The organism is Pseudoalteromonas sp. SWXJZ10B, assembly GCF_015864475.1.
Classification (GTDB): domain Bacteria; phylum Pseudomonadota; class Gammaproteobacteria; order Enterobacterales; family Alteromonadaceae; genus Pseudoalteromonas; species Pseudoalteromonas arctica.
Genome location: NZ_JADYXD010000001.1, coordinates 118,670 through 140,395 on the forward strand (window position 1 = coordinate 118,670; position 21,726 = coordinate 140,395).

Consider the following 21,726-nt stretch of genomic DNA (forward strand, 5'->3'; position numbering starts at 1 on the left):
GCTTGTCGCGCCTTTTGCATGTATTCAAGGTTTAAAAATTCAATGATAAATCGATGCGATTTATCGATTTATCCTGCAGCTTACGCTGTAAACAGAAAAGAGTAGTGTGATAGATATGTCAAAACGCGATTATTACGAAGTCCTCGGCGTAAGCAAAGATGCGAGTGAGCGAGACATAAAAAAAGCGTATAAACGCTTAGCGATGAAATATCATCCAGATCGTACCGCAGGCGATAAAGATCTCGAAATAAAATTTAAAGAAGTTAAAGAAGCGTACGAAATTTTAACCGACGATCAAAAACGTCAAATGTATGACCAACATGGTCACGCAGCCTTTGAACAAGGTGGTGGCGGTGGTCACGGTGGTTTTGGTGGCGGACATGGCGACTTTGGTGATGTATTTGGCGACGTATTTGGCGATATTTTTGGTGGCGGCGGTGGTCGACGTCAATCTCGTCAACAACGTGGATCTGATTTACGTTACAACATGGACTTAAGCTTAGAAGAAGCTGTTCGTGGTAAAGAAGTTGAAATTAAAGTACCTACATGGGTTGGTTGTGAGCCATGTGATGGCAGTGGTGCTAAAGCGGGTTCTAAACCTAAAACATGTACTACATGTCATGGTGCTGGCCAAGTGCAAATGCGCCAAGGTTTCTTTGCTGTTCAGCAAACGTGTCCAACGTGTCAGGGGCAAGGTCAAATTATTTCAGACCCTTGTAACAGTTGTCATGGACAAGGCCGCGTAGAAAAAACTAAAACGCTTTCAGTTAAAATTCCAGCTGGCGTTGATACAGGCGACCGTATCCGCTTAACGGGTGAAGGCGAAGCCGGAATGCATGGCGCGCCATCGGGCGACTTGTATGTGCAAGTATCGGTTCGTGAACATGAAATATTTGTACGTGAAGCGAATAATTTATATTGTGAAGTACCAATTAGCTTTACTACAGCAGGCCTTGGTGGAGAAATTCAGGTGCCAACACTTGATGGTCGTGCAAAACTTAAAATACCGTCTGAAACTCAAACGGGCAAAATGTTCCGTATGCGTGGCAAAGGTGTTAAGTCTGTACGCAGTGGTGCACAAGGCGATCTAATTTGTAAAGTGGTAATCGAAACGCCAGTTAATCTTAACGAGCGTCAACGTGAACTACTTCAAGAGTTAGATGAAAGCATGGGCACAGATAGCTCTAAAAACCGTCCTAAAGAGCAAGGCTTTTTTGACGGTGTTAAAAAGTTTTTTGATGATTTAACTAAATAAATTTAAATTATTATGAACAAAAAACGACGCTTTTAGCGTCGTTTTTTTTGCTTTAAACTTAATTTTTGTTACTGTGAATAAAAAAGATGAAACAGCATGACACCAGCAATAGATCTACTTAAAAAGCAAAAAAAAACCTTTGAAGTACTCAGTTATGAGCACGATAAGAATAATAGTCACTACGGGCTTGAAGCCGTTGAAAAGTTAAATTTAGACAGTGCACAAGTATTTAAAACCTTAGTACTTGAAACACATGAAGGGCAACTGATTGTTGCTGTTACGCCTGTATCTCAACAAGTTAATTTAAAACAGTTAGCTAAACTATGTGGTGCTAAAAAAGTAATTATGGCTGCCCCACAAAAAGTACAAGTTAGTACCGGTTATATTTTAGGAGGGGTGAGTCCGCTTGGACAAAAAAAACGTCTAGCTACGTTTATTCATAGCAGTGCTTCTCTCTTTGACACTATTTATGTGAGCGCCGGAAAAAGAGGCTTAGAAATAGCACTCTCGCCAACTGATTTAGCCTTATTGACCAATGCAAAATTTGGCGATTTATAAATTTTATTTTTATAATTATCTTCTATACCAAAAATTAATTTAAGTTAGGCTATTTGCTCAATCCCCTATTTATAACTACATTGGGAGTATCTTTATACCGTTAATATTTAATACCAAACGGTATTACACTTTTTGTATACGGCTGTCTGTATGAACCTCTTATATGTAGATTATTTTGCGATACTAGTGGCTGCACTGTCTTCTTTTATGCTTGGTGGTATATGGTATTCAAAAGCTCTCTTTAAAAATGCATGGCTAGAAAGTATTGGCTTAACTGATCTGGATTTACAATCGGCTAACCCTAAGTTGATATTTGGTGGCAGTTTTTTTTTAGTTTTTATAGCGGCTTTAATGCTATCTCTTTTTTTAGGTAAGGATGCAAGCGTAGGTGAAAGTATAGGAACCGGCTTCGTGATCGGCTTTTTTTGGATCAGTAGTTCATTTGGATTGAGCTATATATTTGAGCAACGCCCTCTAAAGCTTTTTTTAATTAACGGGGGGTACTATATTTTACAATTTTCGTTAATGGGGCTCATTTTAGGGATATGGCCGTAAGATTTAAATAATCAGCAAATCCAAATTTGATCCTTATCTACGAGTAGAGTAGTTTTATATAATCCCATTTATACAATTTGGTAAAGAAACTAATGAAAATATTAGTTGTTGATGATATGCCACTCATGCGACACGTATTAATTAATATGCTTAGAAAACTAGAGTATAGCAATATCGTTGAAGCAACTGATGGATTGCAAGCTTTGGTATTTCTGCGCAACCAGCATTTCGATTTGGTTATTACTGACCTTCATATGCCAAAAATGGATGGCGTTAGTTTACTTACTAACATTCGAAAAGATAAAGAACTCGCTGATATTCCCGTTTTAATGGTTACTTGTGAAGACAGTACAGATAAAGTTAAGCAAGTTATTGCAGCTAAAGTATCAGGATTTATAGTCAAACCTTTTAATATGAATGTATTGTCATCTCAGTTAAACCGCTTCTTTTTTAAAGATTAGGATGTGTTTATTTTATAAAGGTTATATGTAATGGGGCTTTATAGATTAAGTCTGCCGTATCTAAATTCTAAGTCAGAGGTGGTAACCTTTACCCATCTAAACTGATATAATTGCTAATTACTCTTTATATAATACCGCAGGACGTAATGGCAAAACCTAACAAAAAAGGCCCTACTAAAACGGTTGATATTTTTTGCTCTGCTTGTAAAGCCTCTTTATTTAAATATCGAAAAGGGGGAAAAGGAGCATTAATTAAGTGCTTTAAAGAGCGTATTAGCCAAGACTTTACAACAGAGGCTTGTATTTGCCCTAACTGTAGCCGGCCATTTGCCCGAGAAGCGATTATTCGCGGTGCGCCGGCCTATAAAATAATTGGCGGCAAAGTAACCTTTAAATAAGGTATATGAAGTAATACTAAACCGCAATAATACTTAATTAAGCGAATAAGTATAAAGCCTTGTGCATGCGGACATATGGCCTTGTTAGAATTTACCATATTGATAGAATCGCCCGGTTTGCTGTTTCAATGAATGAAAAAATACCCTCCCCATGGATCGGGCCAGTTTATTGGGTTATTTAAAAATGGATAAAGGATAGTTTCGTGATAGCACTCTTATTTGACATCATAGGCATGACAGGTACTTTTTTGGTAGTTGGTTCATTTTTTTTACTGCAGCTAGGTAAAACATCTCCAGCTAGCTTAACGTATAATATGATGAATTTAACAGGGGCAATTTTACTGTTAATTAGCCTTTGTTATAACTTTAATTTAGCGAGCTTTGTAATCGAGATATTTTGGATTGCAGCGTCGTTAATTGGCTTATATAAATATGTTAAAAATAGATCAACATTAGCTACAAATTAATTTTTTTTAATTTAATGCTAAACAGATCGCTGTAAACATAGTTGTTTACGGCGATTTTTGTTTTTAAACACTTTAAAACTGTTGTTAACAAAAAGTTTATATCTCTGCTAGAGATTAGCCGTTACACTAGCGCCCTAAAATTTTCTTGGCTATTTTTTGCGAGTTCTTCATGTTTTCTTTTTCTAAAAAAATCATTACTGTTTGTGTGTTACTCGTACTTATATTAGTTGTTACGTTTTGGCTTGGTCGCTCTCATGATGTTGAGCAAGCAACCTACCAGGCTGAGCGCCAAGTTACGCAATTAAATAACTATATTGATACTGAGCTTGCTCGTTTTTCTGCTATTCCCCAATTACTTACCTATAACTCGTTAATGATAGACTTTGTAGATGCGCAGCCACAGCACTATAACGCTATTAATAACTACCTTGCTGATATTCAACAAGCCAGCGGTGCCTCGGATATTTTTGTTCTAAATACTCAAGGCGAAGTTATTGCCAGTAGTAATTGGCAAGCAGATTATACTTTTTTAGGTAGCAACTTTGCGTTTAGACCTTATTTCAAACGTGCATTTGCAGGCGAAAAAGTAGCGTACTTTGCATTAGGCATGCGCTCTAAAGAGCGTGGTATTTACTTTTCACAAGCAGTATATCGCGACAATAAAGCCATTGGTGTTGTTGTGTTAAAAGTGAATGTAAGTAAATTTGAGGATGACAGAGAGCTTCTAAATACTTCAAAGGGTAGTCACTTTTTTTTGCAGCTTGCAGATGAGGTAATTGCAATGTCAGATATGCAAACGTGGCGATTAAACAGCTTCACTGAACTTGATATAACTATGCGCAGAGATATTAAATCTCGTCGGGCTTATTTAGATCATCAGCCTTTGTATATAAAGCAGTTTCAATTTTCTAATGAAGGTATTAAACATTTAAAAATAGATAAAAAACTTTACGTAATGTCGCAAAGACCTTTACGATATTTTAATGCCACAATGAACGTACTCGTTGATATAACAAAAGTTAATTCAGCTCAACTGCCTCGCTTATTTTGGGTATTTATTATCTGTAGCTTAGTTATTATTATTAGTTATATTTTATTAACTCGGTTTGCGGGCTATAAAAAGCTGGTGTACTCCAGACATAGCCTTGAACTTGAAGTCCTTGAGCGCACTCAGGCTTTGGAAAAAGTACAAACGGCTTTAGTGCAGTCTGCAAAGCTTGCGACAATAGGACAGCTAAGTGCAGGAATCAACCACGAAATAAACCAGCCGCTCAGTGCTATTAATACTTATTTAGCTTCGGCAAAGCGTTTATTAGCTAAAGGAAATACTTCAGCACTTGGTGAAAGCTTAGTAGTGATTGAGGGATTAGTTAATCGAGTGCACCAAATTGTAGGTCAGTTAAAGCATTTTAGTAAACCTTCAAAAATGCAGCTCAGACCTTACCCTCTTGCAGGGCTTGTTAATAACGCATTAATGATTTCTAGCGCGCAGTTAAAGCAAGATAACGTACAAGTAGAGCCACCTCAGTTTGATGAAACAGTCGTTGTGTGGGTCGATTCGCTTAAATTTGAACAAGTACTCGTTAATTTAATTACTAATGCTAGCCAAGCTATGAATGGCGCAATTATTCGTAACTTAAGTTTTCAGCTGGAGTGTTTTGAAGAGCGAGTAAAACTGTCGATTTTAGATACTGGCTCTGGTATTGAGCAACATGCATTTGGTAATTTATTTGAACCTTTTTATAGTACTAAATCAAGTAAAGGTTTAGGCCTTGGTTTATCTATATCAAAACAAATAATAGATTCGTTTAATGGTTGTTTGAGCGCGCACAATCGAGTTGAAGGCGGGGCTGAATTTATAATTAGCCTCTCTAACAGGCAGGAAAATAAAGATGATTGATAGCTCCCCATGTAATCACATAATAGTCATTGATGATGAAGCAATGATCAGAGACTCTTTAAAGCAATTGCTCACTCTCGAAGGATACACCGTTGAGTGCTTTAATGACGCAAGTACCGCCCTTAGCAAACTCAATAGGCGCTTTGCTGGAGTTGTGCTGAGCGATATAAATATGCCGAACATGGATGGCTTAACGCTTTTAGAGCAAATAACGGCTTTTGATAGTGAGCTCCCTGTAATATTTTTAACTGGTTACGCTGATGTATCGATAGCAGTTAAAGCGATGCAATTAGGTGCGTATGATTTATTTGAAAAACCAGTTAACGAACATCTTCTTGATTGCATAGCACGAGCGTGCGACAAACGAAGCCTTGTTATGGAGAACCGCGCATTAAAAGTGGCTGTACAGAAAACCTCAGCCCCAGGTGTACGCATACTAGGTGACACACCTAAAATGCAACACATGATGCACTTATTAAACACAATTATAGATACCCCAACCGATGTAATGATTGAAGGTGAAACTGGCACAGGTAAAGAACTTGTAGCGCGGTATCTACACGATCAGAGTAATCGCTCTAGCTGTAATTTTGTTGCTATTAATTGTGGCGCAGTACCAGAGCAGTTAATAGAAAGCGAATTGTTTGGTTCAGCAAGTGGTGCCTATACAGGGGCTACTCAAAGTCGAAAAGGTAAGTTTGAATATGCACAAGGTGGTACGGTCTTTTTAGATGAAATAGAAAGCACTCCAATGGCACTGCAAGTTAAGTTATTACGCGTATTAGAAGAGCGAAAAGTAACACCTGTAGGCGATAACAAAGCAATTGATTTAGACATCAGAATTGTTGCAGCTACAAAAGTAGACTTACTTGCGTTAGTTGAAAAGGGTGATTTTAGAGCTGATTTATACTACAGACTTAGTTTGGTTAACGTTAATATTCCGCCATTACGAGAGCGAAAAGCTGACATATTACTTTTGTTTAAACACTTTAGCTCTATTGCTGCAACTCGCTATCATAAGCCGCCGGCAGCAGTAAATTACGAAATACAACAGCGGTTAGTTGCCCATGACTGGCCGGGCAATGTGAGAGAGCTAAGAAATCAAGCAGAGCGAGCTGTATTACTTGGTGCCGAACTTGCCTTTGCTGAAGTTAAAACACAACAATTAGGTGGCTTATCTCCCGATTTAAGTTTATCTGAAAAAGTCTCTTTTTATGAGCAGTCACTTATTGAGTACGCGCTTGAGCAAAACCACGGCAGTATTAAAAACACCATGGAAACACTGCAAATTGCTCGTAAAACACTTTACGATAAAATGAGTAAATACAATCTTAATAGAGATATGTTTACTGACTAAATGTGTGGGTTTGGTGACAGGACCTACTTTCTTATGTGTGGTAATTCACACGTTTTTATTTAAATCAAACGATTTGTTTTAGTAAGTTATTGAAATAGATTGCTTTTATACACTTGGCAGTAAAGTTGCCTTATTAGCGCTACAACAAGTAGATTCTAATAATTAGGGCACACGATGACAAAAACTACACACACCTGTATTTTATTTCTATCCTATGGTTGCTTAGCTACATTTTCACACACATCTTTTGCTGCAGAGTACGCTGTATACGGTAAAGCTGAAGTACAAATTGCCAGTACTGATACGGGCATAATGCGTTATGCCGAAGAGGGTACTCAAATTGAAGCGCCATACTCGCGTATTGGTATTAAGGGCGATCATAAACTTAACGAATATTTAAGTGCTGTTTTTAAATATGAGGTACAAGTTAAAGGTTTTGAAGAAGATGATACGCAAGAGCCTTTTACTGCACGTAATACTTATTTAGGTTTAAAAGGCGCGTTTGGTGAAGTTGTTGTAGGTCGTAACGACACTCGTTTTAAATATTCTGAAGGTAAACTCGATAACTTTAACGAAACTCAAGCCGATATGGCACAGGTTATAGCAGGCCAAGACCGCCTCGGTGATACTATAACTTACACCTCAAACTATTGGCATAATACGCAGTTTTCGTTTACTTATGCGCCAAAAGATGACAATAAAGACGATAAAGCAGGCTTTGCTGCTACGCTTATTTATGGTGATCGTAATTTAAAAAGTACTTCATATTACTTATCGTTAAGCCATGTTGATTCACTTAATAATATTACTGCAAGTAGAATTGCCGGTGTTTATAAGTTCGAACAATTACAACTTGGTGCGCTGTACCAGCATTCAGAATCAGTAGATGGCAGTAAGTCGGGCAATGGTTACGTATTAAGTGCCAGTTATACACTTGATAAGTGGGTGCCAAAAATTCAATTTGCTAAAGATGACTCAACTCTTCGTCAAGCATCTGAGGCAACGCAATGGAGCACAGGCCTTGATTATGTATTTGATAAGCAAACTACAGCTTATCTTTTATATACCGATCTTAATTTAGAAGAACAAGACGACAGCAGTGTTGCTCTTGGCCTTAAATATAAATTTTAGGAAAAGTAATGACTCAACAAATTTTAAAAAACAATTCTCCTAAAAAACAGAGTATGCAATGGTTTTGGCTATTACTGGGCCCAAGCGTTATGTTGCTTACCTGTCTAGTAAACCCACCTGAGGGTATGTCGGTTGCTGCATTTAAAACAGCAGGCTTAGCATTTTGGATGGCATCGTGGTGGGTAAGTGAAGTAGTGCCAATTCCTGCTACAGCTTTGCTCCCTTTGGTAATATCACCACTTGCTGATATAGAAGCCATAAAAAGTGTGGCTGCACCGTATGCGCACCCACTAATATTTTTATTTTTAGGCGGATTTTTAATCTCTATCGCTATGGAGCGATGGGGGTTACATAAACGTATAGCGCTTAGCACCATGTTATATGCGGGTAAAAAGCCAAGTTTGCAAATTTTAGCAATGATGCTTGTAACTGCATTTTTGTCGATGTGGATGTCTAATACCGCAACAGCCGTAATGATGCTACCTATTGCACTTTCAATTACCAATTTGGTTAAGCAATCAGACCCAAGTAATGAAGGGTTTGGCAAAGCATTGCTACTATCAATTGCTTATGGTGCAAGCATTGGTGGTATTGCTACTTTAATTGGTACACCGCCTAATGCATTAATGGCTGCATACCTATCTGACAGTTACCAAATTGAAATAGGCTTTGCTCAGTGGATGATTGTAGGCGTACCACTGTCTTTAAGTATGCTTATTATTAGTTGGGTTTGGCTTACCAAATTTGCGTATAAAGTAGATGCTAATGTTAAAAACGATCAAAAAATTGATACAAAAGCGGTGTTTTCAACGCAGCTAAAAAGCCTAGGTATAATGCAACGTGCCGAAAAAGGCGTGTTATTTGTGTTTGTTTTAGCAGCACTGTGTTGGATATTTAGACCTATACTTGGCGACATAACAGGGCTTAAAATTTCTGATACGGGTATTGCGATTGCCGCTGCATTATTACTATTTGTTTTGCCTGCAAACAAAGGCAGTGACGAACGTATTCTTGATTGGGAAAGCGCAGCTAAAGTGCCGTGGGGCGTTTTATTATTATTTGGTGGCGGGCTTACACTTGCATCTCAAATTAAGTCATCAGGGCTTGCTGAATTTATTGCTCACCTAATTGAAGGCGCTAGTGCCATTCCACTTGTTATGAGTGTACTTGTTGTTGTGGCATTAATTACATTTTTAACTGAGATCACTAGCAATACAGCGACTGCAGCTGGCTTTCTTCCTTTGTTAGGACCCGTTGCAGAGTCTATAACAGGTTCGCCTTTAGTTTGGGTTATTCCTGCAGCTATAGCGTGTAGTTGTGCGTTTATGATGCCGGTAGCGACACCACCAAACGCTATTGTGTTTGGCTCAGGGCAAATTCAAATGCGCGACATGATAAGAGCCGGCTTTGTGCTAAATATTGTCGCCATTGTATTAATTACGCTAGTGACAATGACTATCGCAGCGCAAGTATTTGGCTTTTAAAACTGTACTAAATTAGTTCCAACCAACCTATATCAGAGTAGTTTTGTTTAAAGTTATAACTTAAAGCAAAGCTACTCTTTATATCTAATCTATTTCAGTTAAATTCACGCCATTAGTGTTCAAAAGAGTTGCTTAGGGTAGATTTACCCTTAAAAACTCAAGTTATATATTACGCTTTCAAGCAAATTAGTGTTATTGCTCGAAAAACAGAACAAGGTTATAGTCTGCGGTAACTTTAAAAATTGAGTAATCTATTTTGAGCACCGACACATCACAGGCAATGCCTTTAATTCCTCAATTTGATGAATTGCAAAAAAGCTTTCTCGAAACACCTTACTTGCCAATTGATAAACGTCTCGTTTTATTAAAAAAACTCCGTGTACGTATTGTTGAACTTGAGCAAGAGCTAGTGGATGCTGCTTCAAAAGACTTTGGTTACAGAACCGCTTTCGATACTCTACTTGGCGATATATTACCTACGGTTCAAACACTCGCGCACATTATCAAAAAGCTACCAAAATGGGCAAAGCCAAGTAATCGCTCTGTGGGTTTAAGTTTGTGGCCTTCAAAAGTCAGTGTTAATTACCAGCCCAAGGGTGTAGTCGGTATTATTGCACCGTGGAATTACCCAATTCAGCTAGCGTTAGTACCTGTGCTTACCGCCATAGCTGCCGGTAATAGAGTCATGCTCAAATTAAGCGAGTTTACACCTCACACAAACGTCGTTATCGAAAAAATATTTAAAGACGACATGCAAACGCATTGCAAAATAATACAAGGCGGTAGCGACGTAGCCGCGCAGTTTTCATCTCTCCCATTTGCTCATTTATTATTTACGGGCTCAACGGCCGTAGGTAAGTTAGTAATGGCTTCGGCTAGTCGTAATTTAACACCCGTAACGCTTGAGCTCGGTGGTAAATCGCCAGTTATTATTACTCAAAATGCCGATATTAAAAAAGCGGCGCAAGCTTTACTATTTGGCAAGATGGCCAACGCAGGGCAAATATGTGTAGCACCCGATTACGTATTTGTACCCAAAGCGCTTGAGCATCAACTTATTCAGCAGTTATGTGAGCTATATAAAAAGCATTTTAAAGAGGGTGTTGAAGGTAAAAACTTAACCTCTATTATTAGTGATGCACACTATCAACGTTTAGCAAGTTACTTAGAGCAAGCACAAGAGCTTGGCGCAAGCATCATCAAGCCACTTGAACAAAATCAACAAGATGCAGAAAAGCATCGTATGGGGCTTCATATCGTTACTCAAGTTACTGACGACATGCAGCTTATGCAAGACGAGTTGTTTGGTCCAATATTACCAATAATGAGTTATGAAAAGCTCGACACTGTAATTGATTACATTAAAGCACATCATCACCCGTTAGCGCTTTATATTTTAGGGCAAGATAAGCACGCTCAAGAATATATTATGAAGCAAACAATCAGTGGCACTGTGGCGATAAACGATACGTTAGTGCAAGTAACTGCTGACGATGCCCCTTTCGGTGGTGTAGGGCATTCAGGAATGGGGCATTATCATGGCATAGAAGGGTTTTTAACGTTTAGCCATGCTAAAAACACGTTAGTATCGGGCTCGTTTAATCCTCGTATTGTTATGCTGCTAAAACAAAGCAAACTTCTTATTAAGCTACTAAAGTGGCTTTACATAAAATAAGAGTATGTTGATTTTGTAAAGTTGAATAGATTTTGAACTTGCTAAATCAAGATATTAAAAAGGCTGAATTACGTTATGTAATTCAGCCTTTTTAGATTAGTTTCAAACTAAGGTCTTAAACTCTTCAACTTTAAAATAAGCGACCTTCGCCAGCATAAGTACCCACTTGTATTTTTGCATAAATGGCATCGGCCTTTTCTTTAGCTTCTTCAATTTCTTTAGGCAGCATTTTACGCTCATCAAGTTTGCGGCTATGACTCGCTTGCATATTGCCGTTGTACTCAGCGATAGTATTCCAAATGTATGACTTTTCTAAATCTTTTGGCATACCTAGCCCTTCAAAATACATGAGGGCTAAATTGAATTGTGCTAAAGAGTAATTGTTTGCAGCTGCTTTTTCGTACCAGTTGCGTGCCGCTTCATAATCTCGCGTAACGCCCACGCCATTGGAATACATTACACCTAAATTAAACTGAGCTGCAGGCAGGTTTTTATTGGCTGCTTTTTCAAATAAGGTAACAGCCATTTGGTGATCAAGCTTTACGCCTTTACCTTCGTCGTATAAAACAGCTAACGCAAACATTGAATCCGGATGGTTCTTTTTAACGCCTTGTTGATAAAGCGCAGCTGCTTTGCGGTAATCGCGTGTTACACCGTATCCACCTTCGTATAATTTAGCTAGTTCGTAAATTCCTGGTGCAAAACCTTTATCGGCAAGGTATTGAAACTCTTTTAGGGCGACTGCAAATTCACCTTCGTTAGCTGCTCTTATGCCATCTTCTAATGTTGCATGAGCGAAAGGGCTGGCAAGTAAAACGCCAGCAAGAACGAGTGCTTTCAAATTAAACTGTGACATATTAATGTCTCCAATTAGTAATAGTTACGATAGGTTTTAGGGCCAGTATATCTTGCCGCGATTAAATAGCGCCTAAATAGAACAAGTTTTAATCCCGAAAGGTAAACAGACTTTAGTTAAATGCTAAATTATTAAATTTTTGCACTATTTGCGCATTTTAAACGTTTAATACTCAATGCATTTAAGCAGAGACTAAATCGGTTATTATAAATAGATGCAAAAAAGGGTGTCTACTGTTATGTTTTACGCCAGCTTTAGCGCAAACGCAAGGCGATACCTTATCAAATCGTGCGTATAAAATGTAAATAATAGCGCGGTGGACTTTTAAGGTAAGTAAACGAGTTTAAGAAGTGTAAGATACAGATTTTATAGAAAATTTAAAGAAATAAAAAAAGCCCGTTAGGGCTTTTTTGAGTCATATTAACCGTCACTAATATGAGCAATGTAGCAAGTAAATGTGATATTTGATGTTATTACTTGGGTCGAGTAAGTAATAACACGAAGCGGCACGCTCTTCTTTTAATGTGTCAGCATCCTTGCTGAATATTCTTCCGTAGGCACTGAGGTCGTTACACTGTGTTTGTACGAACGATTATCAGTTAGATCTAAATGCAAGTCAATGCTTAAATGATAATTATTATCAAATAAGTTTTGAAGCTTTGCCACAATCTAAATAATAGAGAAGGTTATGCTTAATAATTTCAAAGCAAAAAAACTAAAACAGATATGCCTTGCTGTAAGTATGTTGTTTTTATGTAGTTGTTCGGCATCTTTTACTTACAATAATTTGAGTTGGCTTTCATCGTTTTGGGTTGACGATTATGTTGATTTAAATAAAAAGCAAAATACACAGCTAAAAAACATAATTACAACAACACAAAATTGGCACCGAACTACCCAGTTACCCGCCTACAGACAAGACATACAAAATATAAAAGTATTGTTTAACCAAACATTGGAGGCTAAACAATTAAAAACACAGGTTGTGCTTGCAAAACAACATTGGCAGAACCTACTTGGGTACGCAAAACTGCCTTTAGCTGAGCTTGGAGCAACCTTATCAAGTGAGCAAAGAGGTGAGCTTTTAAACAATATCCAAATAAAAATTAACGACGAACGCGAAGAGTTTAACGAACAAACCCCGCTTGAGCGAAAAAGTGAGCGTTTGGAAGAGCAATTTGAATACTACGAGCAGTGGATAGGCAAGCTTAATAAACAACAAAAAGCGCTGATTAAATCAACTAATGAACAACATCGAGACTCAGGAGCGCTGTGGTTAGAGTACAAGAAAAACCGTTTGAATGCAGCCAAACAGGTATTTACAAATGCTGAAATTACAAAAAAAGAATTTATAAATCAGTTAAGTACAGTTATTGAAGAGCGCGAACTTTATATGAGCGACGCACTATTGAAAAGCAATGAAGCAAACTTAAATTTATATATAAATTTACTCTACGAATTAAACCTAACTCTAAATGATAAACAACGCCAAAGCGTTAATGATCAATTTGATGAGTTAATTGAGACCTTAAACGATATAATAGAAAACTAAATTGTGCGTGAATTATTAAGTTTTAAATTAGCTGTTTAGGCTGGTTTGTTTTTAAACGCAAAAAATGCTTTTTAAAGGGCAATATATGGTTACAGATTTAAAAAGTATCTTAAACACTTGGTATCTCAATAGGGATAACCAAGAATGGGTTTTAGCTACTTTGTACAAAATTGAAGGCTCTAGCTACAGAAAACTAGGGGCTATGATGCTTATTTCGAGCCTAGGCGAGCGCTTGGGGATGCTTTCGGGAGGCTGTTTAGAAGCTGACATACAGCGCCACGCTAAACAAGTAATGAGTACTTTAACCAGTAAAACCATTAGTTATGATGCCACCGATGAAGACGATTTAACATTTCAACTTGGCATTGGTTGTGGGGGCATAGTACACATTTTACTGCAGCCCATTCACAAAGCTAATGACTATTTACAGCTAGAGCTTGTATCTAAAGCACTTAATGAGAATAAACCAGGGCGATACCTTCAACAAGTAAGCCCCATTTTGCCAGCCGGTAGTGGTGTATTTACGCAAAATGATGAGTTACATGGTCTATCAATGAACCGCAAAGCGCAGTTGGTAGAATTACAAGGCGCTACGTGCTTGCAAACCTCTATTTATCCGCCGCCTCATTTATTAATTGTGGGTGGTGGGGCCGATGCAGTTCCGGTTTATACATTTGCCAAACAACTTGGTTGGAGTGTAACTGTATGGGATACACGTGCTGCCAATGCAAAAAGGCAATATTTTAAAAATGCTGATGCTATTTTGCGCTTCACACCGAGTGAGTTAAAAGAATATTGCATAACTAATAAAGTAGATGCTGCTATTTTAATGGCTCACAGCGTTGAACTTGACGCCAGTACGTTGGCTCAATTTAAATATGTTTCTTTTAAATACATAGGGTTATTGGGTCCTAAGCACAGACGTGAACAAGTTTTAGAGCACGCAAATACGCGTGTTTCACAAATAAAGTCTCCTGTTTTTGGCCCTGTCGGTTTAAATTTAGGCGGCGACTCGCCAGAGAGTATTGCACTATCGCTGATCAGTGAAATACATGCAGTGCTGTGTGACAAAAACGCCCAATCGCTAAGCCATTGGGGGCAGGAGCCGTGCTAATTGCAAAAGTTGTTTTAGCCGCAGGTCAATCATCTCGCTTTAACGGCTGTAAATTAACGGCTGATATCGGGTTTGGCAAAACAATGATTGAGCATGCAGTAAATACACTTCAAGCACTTGATGACACGCCGGTGTATGTAGTTACCGGGGCATGGCATAAAGAAGTATCACAAGCACTGGCAGGTTATAAAAACATAGAGCTCATTGAGAACAAGCAATGGAGCCAAGGTTTAGGTAATTCAATCGCGATAGCTTCTCAAACAGTGTTTAAAAATAAGTCCTTTGATGGGATTTTATTTATGCTTGCGGATCAGGTTGAGCTAAAAGTAGCGCACTTAAGTGAGTTAGTTACTGGTTTTACACATAATCCATCGCGCTGGTGCGCAAACTATGGCGAGCGTTTAGGTGTACCCGCTATATTCCCAGCGGTTGATTTATCTCAGCTTGCAAGCTTAACTTCAGATAGAGGTGCACAGCAATTACTGCGCTCCAGCAGTGAAGTAGTCAATACAATTAGTTTACGTAGTGCGAGTTTAGACATAGATACTCAAAAGCAGCTAAGTAATTTTATAGCTAAAAATGAGTGAAAAAGTATTAGTAGGGCAAAATAAGTTTTAGCTGCGCTAACGCTTTAGTGCAGTGGTTATGGTATTTAGCTGTTAATGTAGCTGATGCGGTAACTATATGTGTTATGGATTAGTAGTTACAACAATCTTAACTGTTATAACCCGTGTTTAAATTAAATAATTTAAACACGGGTTATAAAGCTTAATCAAGGGGCAAGCTATGGTGACGTTTACAATTAATGGCAAGGTGGTTGAATCACACGCAAGTGAAGATACACCATTGTTATGGGTTATTCGTGATGAAATTGGATTAAAAGGTACGAAGTTTGGTTGCGGTATTGCAATGTGTGGTGCGTGTACGGTGCATTTAGATGGGCAAGCAACTCGCTCATGTGTTTTACCAATTGGCGCAATTGCAGGAAAAAACATTACTACAATTGAAGGGCTTAATAACGAACACCCACTTCAAAAAGCATGGGTTGAAGAGCAAGTACCACAGTGCGGTTACTGTCAATCGGGGCAAATAATGCAAGCTGCTACATTACTAGCAGCTAACCCAAGTCCTTCAGATGAAGAAATAGTAAGCCATATGAATGGTAACTATTGTCGCTGTATGGCTTATAAACGTATTAAAACTGCTATTCAACGCGCTGCAGATGAGTCACAAAGTGTAGTAAATATATTTGATCCAAATGCACAAGACGCTTAACTGGAGCCGATAATGAAAAAATTATTTCAAAAAAATAGCGAAACCGTTAATTTAAATCGTCGCTCGTTTATGATTGGCACTGCTAGCGCAGGTTTAGTCATGGCGTTTGCCCCTGCGTTATTTTCGGGTTCGCTCAGTGCAAAAGAATCAATTGCGCAACAGGCTTTTTCACCCACTATTTGGTGGACTATGAGCACCGACGGCGCCGTAGAAGTGAGTATTGCCAAAGCTGAAATGGGTCAACATATCGGTACTGCACTTGCGCGCATTGTAGCTGATGAACTTGAATGTGATTGGGATAAAGTATCAATTACCTACGTAGATACCCATGAAAAATGGGGCTTTATGGTAACGGGTGGTTCGTGGTCTGTATTTCAAAGCTTTAAGCCATTATCTCAAGCCGGTGCTGCGGGTCGAATTGCATTAATAGAAGCTGGAGCTAAAATGCTCGGCGTGCCTGCAGATAAATGTCGTGCTGAAAAGGGCTATATTATTGCAGGCGAAAAATCGGTTAGTTACGCTGACATAGTTAAAAAAGGCGAGTTTAATCGTACATTTACCAGCGATGAAGTTGCAAACCTGCCACTCAAATCTGCTAATAAACGTCATTTAACTGGGCTTAAACAAGACTTTAAAGCGCTTGATATACCAGCCAAAACAAATGGCACCGCAGTATACGGAATAGATGTAGAAGTTGAAGGCATGCTGTACGCGCGACCAGTTATTCCACCAACACGCTATGGCAGTACAGTAACAAACGTTGACGATAGTGCAGCAAAAGCTATTAAAGGTTACAAAGGCTATGAAATTTTAAAAGACCCTAGTAACACAGTGCAAGGCTGGGTTGTTGTATTAGCTGATAGTTACCCAAGTGCCATTAAAGCAGTAGATGCTTTAAAGGTGAGTTACAAAAAGGGTGAGTCGGCAAATATATCTGAAGCTGATATTCAAAAAGAAGGTAAGCGATTATGCGAGCAACGCGAATCGGGTACTTTGTTTGTTGATCAAGGCGATATAAAGAAAACCCAAGCAGACGCCAGTGAGTCGTTAGAATCAATGTATACCACAGCGACAGCGAGTCATTATCAGCTAGAGCCATTAAATGCGGTTGCAGAATTTAAAGACGGAAATTGGATTATTCATACAGGTAACCAGTGGCAGTCACTTACGTTACCTGCGCTTGCTAAAGCACTCGAAATAGAACAAAACAAAGTAATTATTCGTCCTTATTATTTAGGTGGTGGTTTTGGTCGTCGATTATTTGGTGACTGGACTGTACCTGCAGCTCTAACCGCAAAAGCAGTAGGTAAACCAGTAAAGCTGGTATTTACACGAGCAGACGATAGTTTATTCGATCAATCTCGTTCTGCATCTGCTGCAAAAATGACAGCGTCGTTTGATAAAAACGGTACTTTTACTGGTTTAGAGCATGCATTTTCTGCAGGTTGGCCTACTAAAGCAATGGCACCAGGGTTTTTATCACCGGGTGTTGATGGCAAAGGTAAATTTGATGCATTTTCGGCATCAGGCGCTGATCATTGGTACAGCATGAGCAGTCATCGTGCACGCGCTATTAATAACGAAGTTGCACAAAGCACCTTTACTCCAGGTTGGTTACGTTCAGTAGGGCCAGGTTGGATTGCATGGAGTCTTGAGTCGTTTATTGATGAAATTGCCCATAAGCAAGGCAAAGATCCAGTTCAATTTAGAATTGAAATGTTAGACGGCAAAGGCAAGCAAGCAGGTAAAGCACCTGAGAGCGTTGGTGGAGCACTGCGCTTACGTAATGTGCTTAAAACGGTGTCTGACAAAGTAGCTTCTGTAAAATTAGCTAAAGATGAGGGCATTGGTTTTTCTGTAAGTTCAGGGCAAGAACGTACTATGCCAGCATGGCTTGCAACCGCAGCGCATGTTCATGTTAACCGTGATAGTGGTAAAATAACGCTGAAAAAGCTCTATGTTGTTGTAGATGCTGGCTTAATAGTTCACCCAGATGGCGCACTGGCGCAAATTGAAGGGTCGTTACTATGGGGCAGCAGCCTTGCATTGCATGAATCAAATACGTATAAAGATGGACAGGTATCAGCGACTAACTTTAATACTTATTTACCGCTAAGAATGCAAGATGTGCCAGATATTGACATTGAATTTTTACAAAGCGATGAGTTTCCAGTTGGTTTAGGCGAACCTGGCGTTATAGGGGTTGCTCCTGCGATTGGTAATGCTGTATTTAATGCAGTAGGCGTACGTTTACGTGACCTACCAATGAAGCCAAGCGAACTTAAAAAAGGCTTAGAAGCGTAAAACAAAAATAACTAAAGGGGTATGCTTTATGCTGCTCCTTTAAGTTATTAAATATATTTATGTAATTATTATTTATGTATCAATAAGTAGCGTTGTTTATACTAATTCGCTTAATTAAATGATTAAGTATTATTGCAAATTGGTATTAGGTTGTTATTACTTGTTGATATTAGTTAAGGTTTATTTATGCTAATCGACCCAACAGGGCGAGAGTTTAGTTACTTACGTTTGTCTATTACTGATGTATGTAATTTTAAGTGTGTTTATTGTTTACCAGATGGTTATCAGGGCGGGCCAGACCGTGGTTTTCTCACAATTGATGAAATTAGCAACACGCTTAAAGCGTTTGCACACCATGGAATCGAAAAAGTAAGGATCACTGGCGGAGAGCCAACTCTTAGAAAAGATTTTATAGATGTTGTTCGCGCGGCAAAAGATGTCGCGGGCATAAAAAAAATTGCAATGACTACCAATGGTTTTTCTCTTCATAAGAATATTCATGACTGGGTAGATGCAGGCTTAAACGCCATTAATGTAAGCATTGATAGTTTAGATTCACGTATGTTTAACACCATTACTGGGCATGACAAATTTACCTCAGTAATGAAAGGCATTGATACTGCGCTTGAAACGGGTATTGATTCGGTAAAAATAAACAGCGTGCTGATGAAGCAATACAACGCAAAAGAGTTTGATACATTTTTAAATTGGGTTAAACACCGTCCCGTTACCATCCGCTTTATAGAATTGATGCAAACAAACGACAACAAAGCCTTTTTTGATGCTAACCACGTTTCTGGGCAAGTTTTAAAAACTCAGTTATTACAAACGGGTTGGCAGCAAGTTGCGCGTAGTGCATCAGCAGGTCCTGCTCAAGAGTTTGCTCATCCTGATTATCAAGGCAGAATTGGTTTGATCATGCCTTACAGCAACGACTTTTGTAGTACCTGTAACCGATTGAGGGTTACAGCAAAAGGGAATCTGCACTTGTGTTTGTTTTCTGAAGAGGGTATTTCGCTAAGAGAATATATGAACGACAGTTCAAACAGTGAATTAATGGCATTGTTATCTCGTTATATTAAAACCAAAAAACCAACTCACCTTTTACACCAAGGTAATACAGGTATTACTACTAATTTATCCATGTTAGGTGGCTAGTTGTTAAAGCCACTTAGTGATATTAAAGTATCAAACGTGTTTCTAAAACATACGACATTATCCCCAAAAGGTAAATAACTGGTTGTATCTACATGGTTTTATATCAACAAGGCTTGTTAAATTATATTTTCCCGTTAAACTTAATTTTTATTTTTTGTTGAGTGATTAGAATGGATATCGCAGCTCTTAATAGCACTAAATCATTAAGAAAAGACGTCCTTAGAGGGATGTGTCTTTGTTTTGGTTCTTTATCGGTAGGATTTGCGGGGCTTAATTTAACCGTAAATAACTTTCCACTGCTTGGCTATATCGAAATCTGTTTTTCTATTTATTGTATATTTACTTATATTTCACTTACACGTTGTCCACTACAGTTTTGGCAATCCGTTGTGATGTGTGCACTTGTAACGTTTATTGTTATTTTAGCTACAGCTTTAGCATCTCCTCGTAACGGTGTATTCGTATGGTCGTTTGCATTACCTATTTTGTACTACCTGTTGTTAGGTAAACAATATGGTGTGATTTTCTCTGCAAATTTATTAGTTATCCAAGTGTTTATTTTAGGGAGTAAGTCTACATTTGCCCCCTTTGAAACTTTTAACTTATCCCTTAATCTACTCTGTGCTTATTTAAGTATTTGGGCGATTTCTCATGTTTTTGAAGGGAGCCGCTCACATTTTTCAAAGCGCCTTAAAAATTTAGCGTTACTTGATCCATTAACGGGTGCAGGTAATCGCCTTTCAATGAACCACTACTTTGAAGTAGAACTACAAGATAAGTCACAGTTATATTTGTTTTTACTCGATTTAGACTTTTTTAAGCAGATAAATGATGAGCATGGCCATGGTGTCGGTGACCAAGTACTTGTTGAAGTGGCCACTTTACTAAGGGTTGCACTTGGCAGAGGGTACGTATTTAGAGTTGGCGGTGAAGAGTTCGCTTTATTTAGCTCTTTTGCAAATGAAGAGGCTGCACTAGATACCGCAGAACAAATAAGAGCACGTTTTGAAAATACAACATTTGATATTGATGGCCTTGCTATCAATATTACAACGAGTATTGGAATCGCAAAATTTAAAAGTACTAATTCATTGGAAAGCTTTGTAAACCAAGCGGATAAACAGTTATACAAAGCAAAACAATTTGGTCGCAATAAAGTGTATTGTAAGTTTAAAAAAGAACATGACTACGAAACGGTAGTTGCTTAAGCAGGGTTACTTAATACATTTGCTCAAAATTGGGGATCCCGTTTTCCCAAATTGGTTTATCTTTTCCTATATGTTCGCGTACAGCATCAAAAAATAACCGAGTTCTTACCGGTAAATCTCGATGCGGATACACGGCATACATCGCACTAAACTCCATTAGTTTCACATCAGTTAATAAAGGCACTAGTTTACCCTGTGATATTTCATCACCAATAATAAATGCAGGGGCGACAAAATAAGTGGTGCCCGATAATGTTTTCATCAGTAATGACTCTGCATCGTTTGCTCTAAACACACTTTTTATTTTTTGCTCGCAGGGCTCACCTTTACTGTTGTAGTAATCTATTGCATCTATCCGAATAGAGTTACTGGCGTAGCTTGCTGCTGGCAATTGTGCTAAATCTTCCATTGTTTTGGGCATACCATAAGTGTCTATATACTCTGGTGCTGCAACAATGAGTAAGCGATTACGCGCTATTTTACGTGCAATAAGGGATGAATCTTTTGGCTCACCAACACGAAATGCTAAATCAAACCCTTCAGAAACTATATCAACTAATCTATCGTCTAAGCGCAGTTCAACTTCTACTTGCGGAAAGCGTTTTTGGAAATCATTAAGTACAGGTTGCAAATAACGCCTGCCAATCAATGTTGATGACGTGATTTTTAACACCCCGCGTGGCTCTAAATGGTAGTTTTCAGCCATGCGTACTGTTTCGCCGAGCAACTCTCTAAGCTCAGCGGCTTTTTTGATCATTTCGGCGCCCGCCGCTGTGAGCGAAAACGAACGCGTTGTGCGGTTAAGTAACCTAACGCCTAACTCATCCTCTAAACGGCTAATTTGTTTAGATATAACAGAGCGATCTATGTTGCGTAATTCTGCAGCTTTTGCAAAAGAGCCTTGCTCAACCACTTCAAGTAACATTAAAAGTCGACTTGTTGTATCCATTATTACACCTTAACTAATTAATTGATGCCATTTTGGCATTAATGAATTTAAAAATCTATGGTTTTTAAA

Annotated in this window: 20 protein-coding genes; 18 read left to right on the forward strand and 2 right to left on the reverse strand. The window is 38.5% G+C overall.

What is annotated here, in order from left to right:
* Nucleotides 1-115: 115 nt before the first annotated feature.
* From dnaJ to I6F54_RS00570, 11 genes are all read left to right on the forward strand, one after another.
* Complete coding sequence (gene dnaJ / locus I6F54_RS00520) at nucleotides 116-1,255, forward strand: molecular chaperone DnaJ (protein ID WP_010553942.1); 1,140 nt, start codon at nucleotides 116-118, stop codon at nucleotides 1,253-1,255.
* Nucleotides 1,256-1,351: 96 nt separating this feature from the next.
* A complete protein-coding gene (ybaK, locus tag I6F54_RS00525) occupies nucleotides 1,352-1,813 on the forward strand; it encodes a Cys-tRNA(Pro) deacylase (protein WP_010553941.1) in 462 nt (153 codons plus the stop codon).
* A gap of 150 nt (nucleotides 1,814-1,963) precedes the next feature.
* Nucleotides 1,964-2,368, forward strand: a complete 405-nt coding sequence (locus I6F54_RS00530) for a DUF1761 domain-containing protein (protein ID WP_197139347.1) — start codon at nucleotides 1,964-1,966, stop codon at nucleotides 2,366-2,368.
* Between the two features lie 92 nt (nucleotides 2,369-2,460).
* The gene (locus tag I6F54_RS00535) at nucleotides 2,461-2,829 is read left to right on the forward strand and encodes a response regulator (RefSeq protein WP_010553939.1); all 369 of its coding nucleotides are present in this window, start codon (nucleotides 2,461-2,463) and stop codon (nucleotides 2,827-2,829) included.
* A gap of 146 nt (nucleotides 2,830-2,975) precedes the next feature.
* Nucleotides 2,976-3,227, forward strand: coding sequence for a hypothetical protein (locus tag I6F54_RS00540; RefSeq protein WP_010553938.1), 252 nt, complete (start codon nucleotides 2,976-2,978; stop codon nucleotides 3,225-3,227).
* Between the two features lie 203 nt (nucleotides 3,228-3,430).
* Nucleotides 3,431-3,694, forward strand: coding sequence for a CBU_0592 family membrane protein (locus I6F54_RS00545; RefSeq protein WP_010553937.1), 264 nt, complete (start codon nucleotides 3,431-3,433; stop codon nucleotides 3,692-3,694).
* 169 nt (nucleotides 3,695-3,863) lie between these two features.
* Nucleotides 3,864-5,594, forward strand: coding sequence for a sensor histidine kinase (locus I6F54_RS00550; RefSeq protein WP_010553936.1), 1,731 nt, complete (start codon nucleotides 3,864-3,866; stop codon nucleotides 5,592-5,594).
* The gene (locus I6F54_RS00555; RefSeq protein WP_197139348.1) at nucleotides 5,587-6,951 is read left to right on the forward strand and encodes a sigma-54-dependent transcriptional regulator; all 1,365 of its coding nucleotides are present in this window, start codon (nucleotides 5,587-5,589) and stop codon (nucleotides 6,949-6,951) included. Before I6F54_RS00550 ends, I6F54_RS00555 begins: the two co-directional genes overlap by 8 nt.
* A 174-nt stretch (nucleotides 6,952-7,125) precedes the next feature.
* Nucleotides 7,126-8,082 carry a porin gene (locus I6F54_RS00560; protein ID WP_197112693.1) on the forward strand — a complete coding sequence of 319 codons (957 nt, stop codon included), beginning with the start codon at nucleotides 7,126-7,128 and terminating at the stop codon, nucleotides 8,080-8,082.
* Between the two features lie 8 nt (nucleotides 8,083-8,090).
* Nucleotides 8,091-9,566 (forward strand): SLC13 family permease, encoded by a 1,476-nt coding sequence (locus I6F54_RS00565; RefSeq protein WP_024593159.1) that lies wholly within the window; start codon nucleotides 8,091-8,093, stop codon nucleotides 9,564-9,566.
* Nucleotides 9,567-9,822: 256 nt separating this feature from the next.
* On the forward strand, nucleotides 9,823-11,241 hold the full coding sequence (locus I6F54_RS00570; RefSeq protein ID WP_024593160.1) for a coniferyl aldehyde dehydrogenase: 1,419 nt from the start codon (nucleotides 9,823-9,825) through the stop codon (nucleotides 11,239-11,241).
* Nucleotides 11,242-11,371: 130 nt separating this feature from the next.
* On the opposite strand, the gene I6F54_RS00575 is transcribed toward I6F54_RS00570, so the two are convergent.
* Entirely contained in the window at nucleotides 11,372-12,097 is a 726-nt protein-coding gene (locus tag I6F54_RS00575) for a tetratricopeptide repeat protein (protein WP_007582012.1), read from the reverse strand.
* 688 nt (nucleotides 12,098-12,785) lie between these two features.
* On the opposite strand from I6F54_RS00575, the gene I6F54_RS00580 reads away from it, so the two are divergent.
* The 7 genes from I6F54_RS00580 to I6F54_RS00610 all read left to right on the forward strand — a co-directional run bounded on the left by I6F54_RS00580 (nucleotide 12,786) and on the right by I6F54_RS00610 (nucleotide 20,708).
* Nucleotides 12,786-13,649: a DUF6279 family lipoprotein gene (locus tag I6F54_RS00580; RefSeq protein WP_024593161.1), complete on the forward strand. Its 864-nt coding sequence runs from the start codon at nucleotides 12,786-12,788 to the stop codon at nucleotides 13,647-13,649.
* 85 nt (nucleotides 13,650-13,734) lie between these two features.
* Entirely contained in the window at nucleotides 13,735-14,763 is a 1,029-nt protein-coding gene (locus tag I6F54_RS00585) for an XdhC family protein (RefSeq protein WP_197139349.1), read from the forward strand.
* Nucleotides 14,757-15,350: a nucleotidyltransferase family protein gene (locus tag I6F54_RS00590; protein WP_197139350.1), complete on the forward strand. Its 594-nt coding sequence runs from the start codon at nucleotides 14,757-14,759 to the stop codon at nucleotides 15,348-15,350. The genes I6F54_RS00585 and I6F54_RS00590 overlap by 7 nt, the downstream gene beginning before the upstream one ends.
* A gap of 199 nt (nucleotides 15,351-15,549) precedes the next feature.
* Nucleotides 15,550-16,038, forward strand: a complete 489-nt coding sequence (locus I6F54_RS00595; RefSeq protein WP_007582016.1) for a (2Fe-2S)-binding protein — start codon at nucleotides 15,550-15,552, stop codon at nucleotides 16,036-16,038.
* 12 nt (nucleotides 16,039-16,050) lie between these two features.
* A complete protein-coding gene (locus I6F54_RS00600; protein WP_197139351.1) occupies nucleotides 16,051-18,342 on the forward strand; it encodes a xanthine dehydrogenase family protein molybdopterin-binding subunit in 2,292 nt (763 codons plus the stop codon).
* Between the two features lie 186 nt (nucleotides 18,343-18,528).
* Entirely contained in the window at nucleotides 18,529-19,500 is a 972-nt protein-coding gene (moaA, locus tag I6F54_RS00605; protein WP_024593165.1) for a GTP 3',8-cyclase MoaA, read from the forward strand.
* Nucleotides 19,501-19,670: 170 nt separating this feature from the next.
* Nucleotides 19,671-20,708: a GGDEF domain-containing protein gene (locus I6F54_RS00610; protein WP_165729474.1), complete on the forward strand. Its 1,038-nt coding sequence runs from the start codon at nucleotides 19,671-19,673 to the stop codon at nucleotides 20,706-20,708.
* Nucleotides 20,709-20,718: 10 nt separating this feature from the next.
* Here the strand turns inward: I6F54_RS00610 and I6F54_RS00615 are convergent, their stop codons facing one another.
* Nucleotides 20,719-21,657: a LysR family transcriptional regulator gene (locus tag I6F54_RS00615; protein WP_165729475.1), complete on the reverse strand. Its 939-nt coding sequence runs from the start codon at nucleotides 21,655-21,657 to the stop codon at nucleotides 20,719-20,721.
* Between the last annotated feature and the right edge of the window lie 69 nt (nucleotides 21,658-21,726).

Coding starts and splice junctions, on each gene's coding strand:
- I6F54_RS00595 (WP_007582016.1), top strand. CDS start 15,550: ATGGTGACGTTTACAATTAATGGCAAGGTGGTTGAATCACACGCAAGT.
- I6F54_RS00580 (WP_024593161.1), top strand. CDS start 12,786: ATGCTTAATAATTTCAAAGCAAAAAAACTAAAACAGATATGCCTTGCT.
- I6F54_RS00550 (WP_010553936.1), top strand. CDS start 3,864: ATGTTTTCTTTTTCTAAAAAAATCATTACTGTTTGTGTGTTACTCGTA.
- I6F54_RS00540 (WP_010553938.1), top strand. CDS start 2,976: ATGGCAAAACCTAACAAAAAAGGCCCTACTAAAACGGTTGATATTTTT.
- dnaJ (WP_010553942.1), top strand. CDS start 116: ATGTCAAAACGCGATTATTACGAAGTCCTCGGCGTAAGCAAAGATGCG.
- I6F54_RS00565 (WP_024593159.1), top strand. CDS start 8,091: ATGACTCAACAAATTTTAAAAAACAATTCTCCTAAAAAACAGAGTATG.
- I6F54_RS00530 (WP_197139347.1), top strand. CDS start 1,964: ATGAACCTCTTATATGTAGATTATTTTGCGATACTAGTGGCTGCACTG.
- I6F54_RS00585 (WP_197139349.1), top strand. CDS start 13,735: ATGGTTACAGATTTAAAAAGTATCTTAAACACTTGGTATCTCAATAGG.
- I6F54_RS00555 (WP_197139348.1), top strand. CDS start 5,587: ATGATTGATAGCTCCCCATGTAATCACATAATAGTCATTGATGATGAA.
- I6F54_RS00600 (WP_197139351.1), top strand. CDS start 16,051: ATGAAAAAATTATTTCAAAAAAATAGCGAAACCGTTAATTTAAATCGT.
- I6F54_RS00615 (WP_165729475.1), bottom strand. CDS start 21,657: ATGGATACAACAAGTCGACTTTTAATGTTACTTGAAGTGGTTGAGCAA.
- I6F54_RS00610 (WP_165729474.1), top strand. CDS start 19,671: ATGGATATCGCAGCTCTTAATAGCACTAAATCATTAAGAAAAGACGTC.
- ybaK (WP_010553941.1), top strand. CDS start 1,352: ATGACACCAGCAATAGATCTACTTAAAAAGCAAAAAAAAACCTTTGAA.
- moaA (WP_024593165.1), top strand. CDS start 18,529: ATGCTAATCGACCCAACAGGGCGAGAGTTTAGTTACTTACGTTTGTCT.
- I6F54_RS00560 (WP_197112693.1), top strand. CDS start 7,126: ATGACAAAAACTACACACACCTGTATTTTATTTCTATCCTATGGTTGC.
- I6F54_RS00575 (WP_007582012.1), bottom strand. CDS start 12,097: ATGTCACAGTTTAATTTGAAAGCACTCGTTCTTGCTGGCGTTTTACTT.
- I6F54_RS00535 (WP_010553939.1), top strand. CDS start 2,461: ATGAAAATATTAGTTGTTGATGATATGCCACTCATGCGACACGTATTA.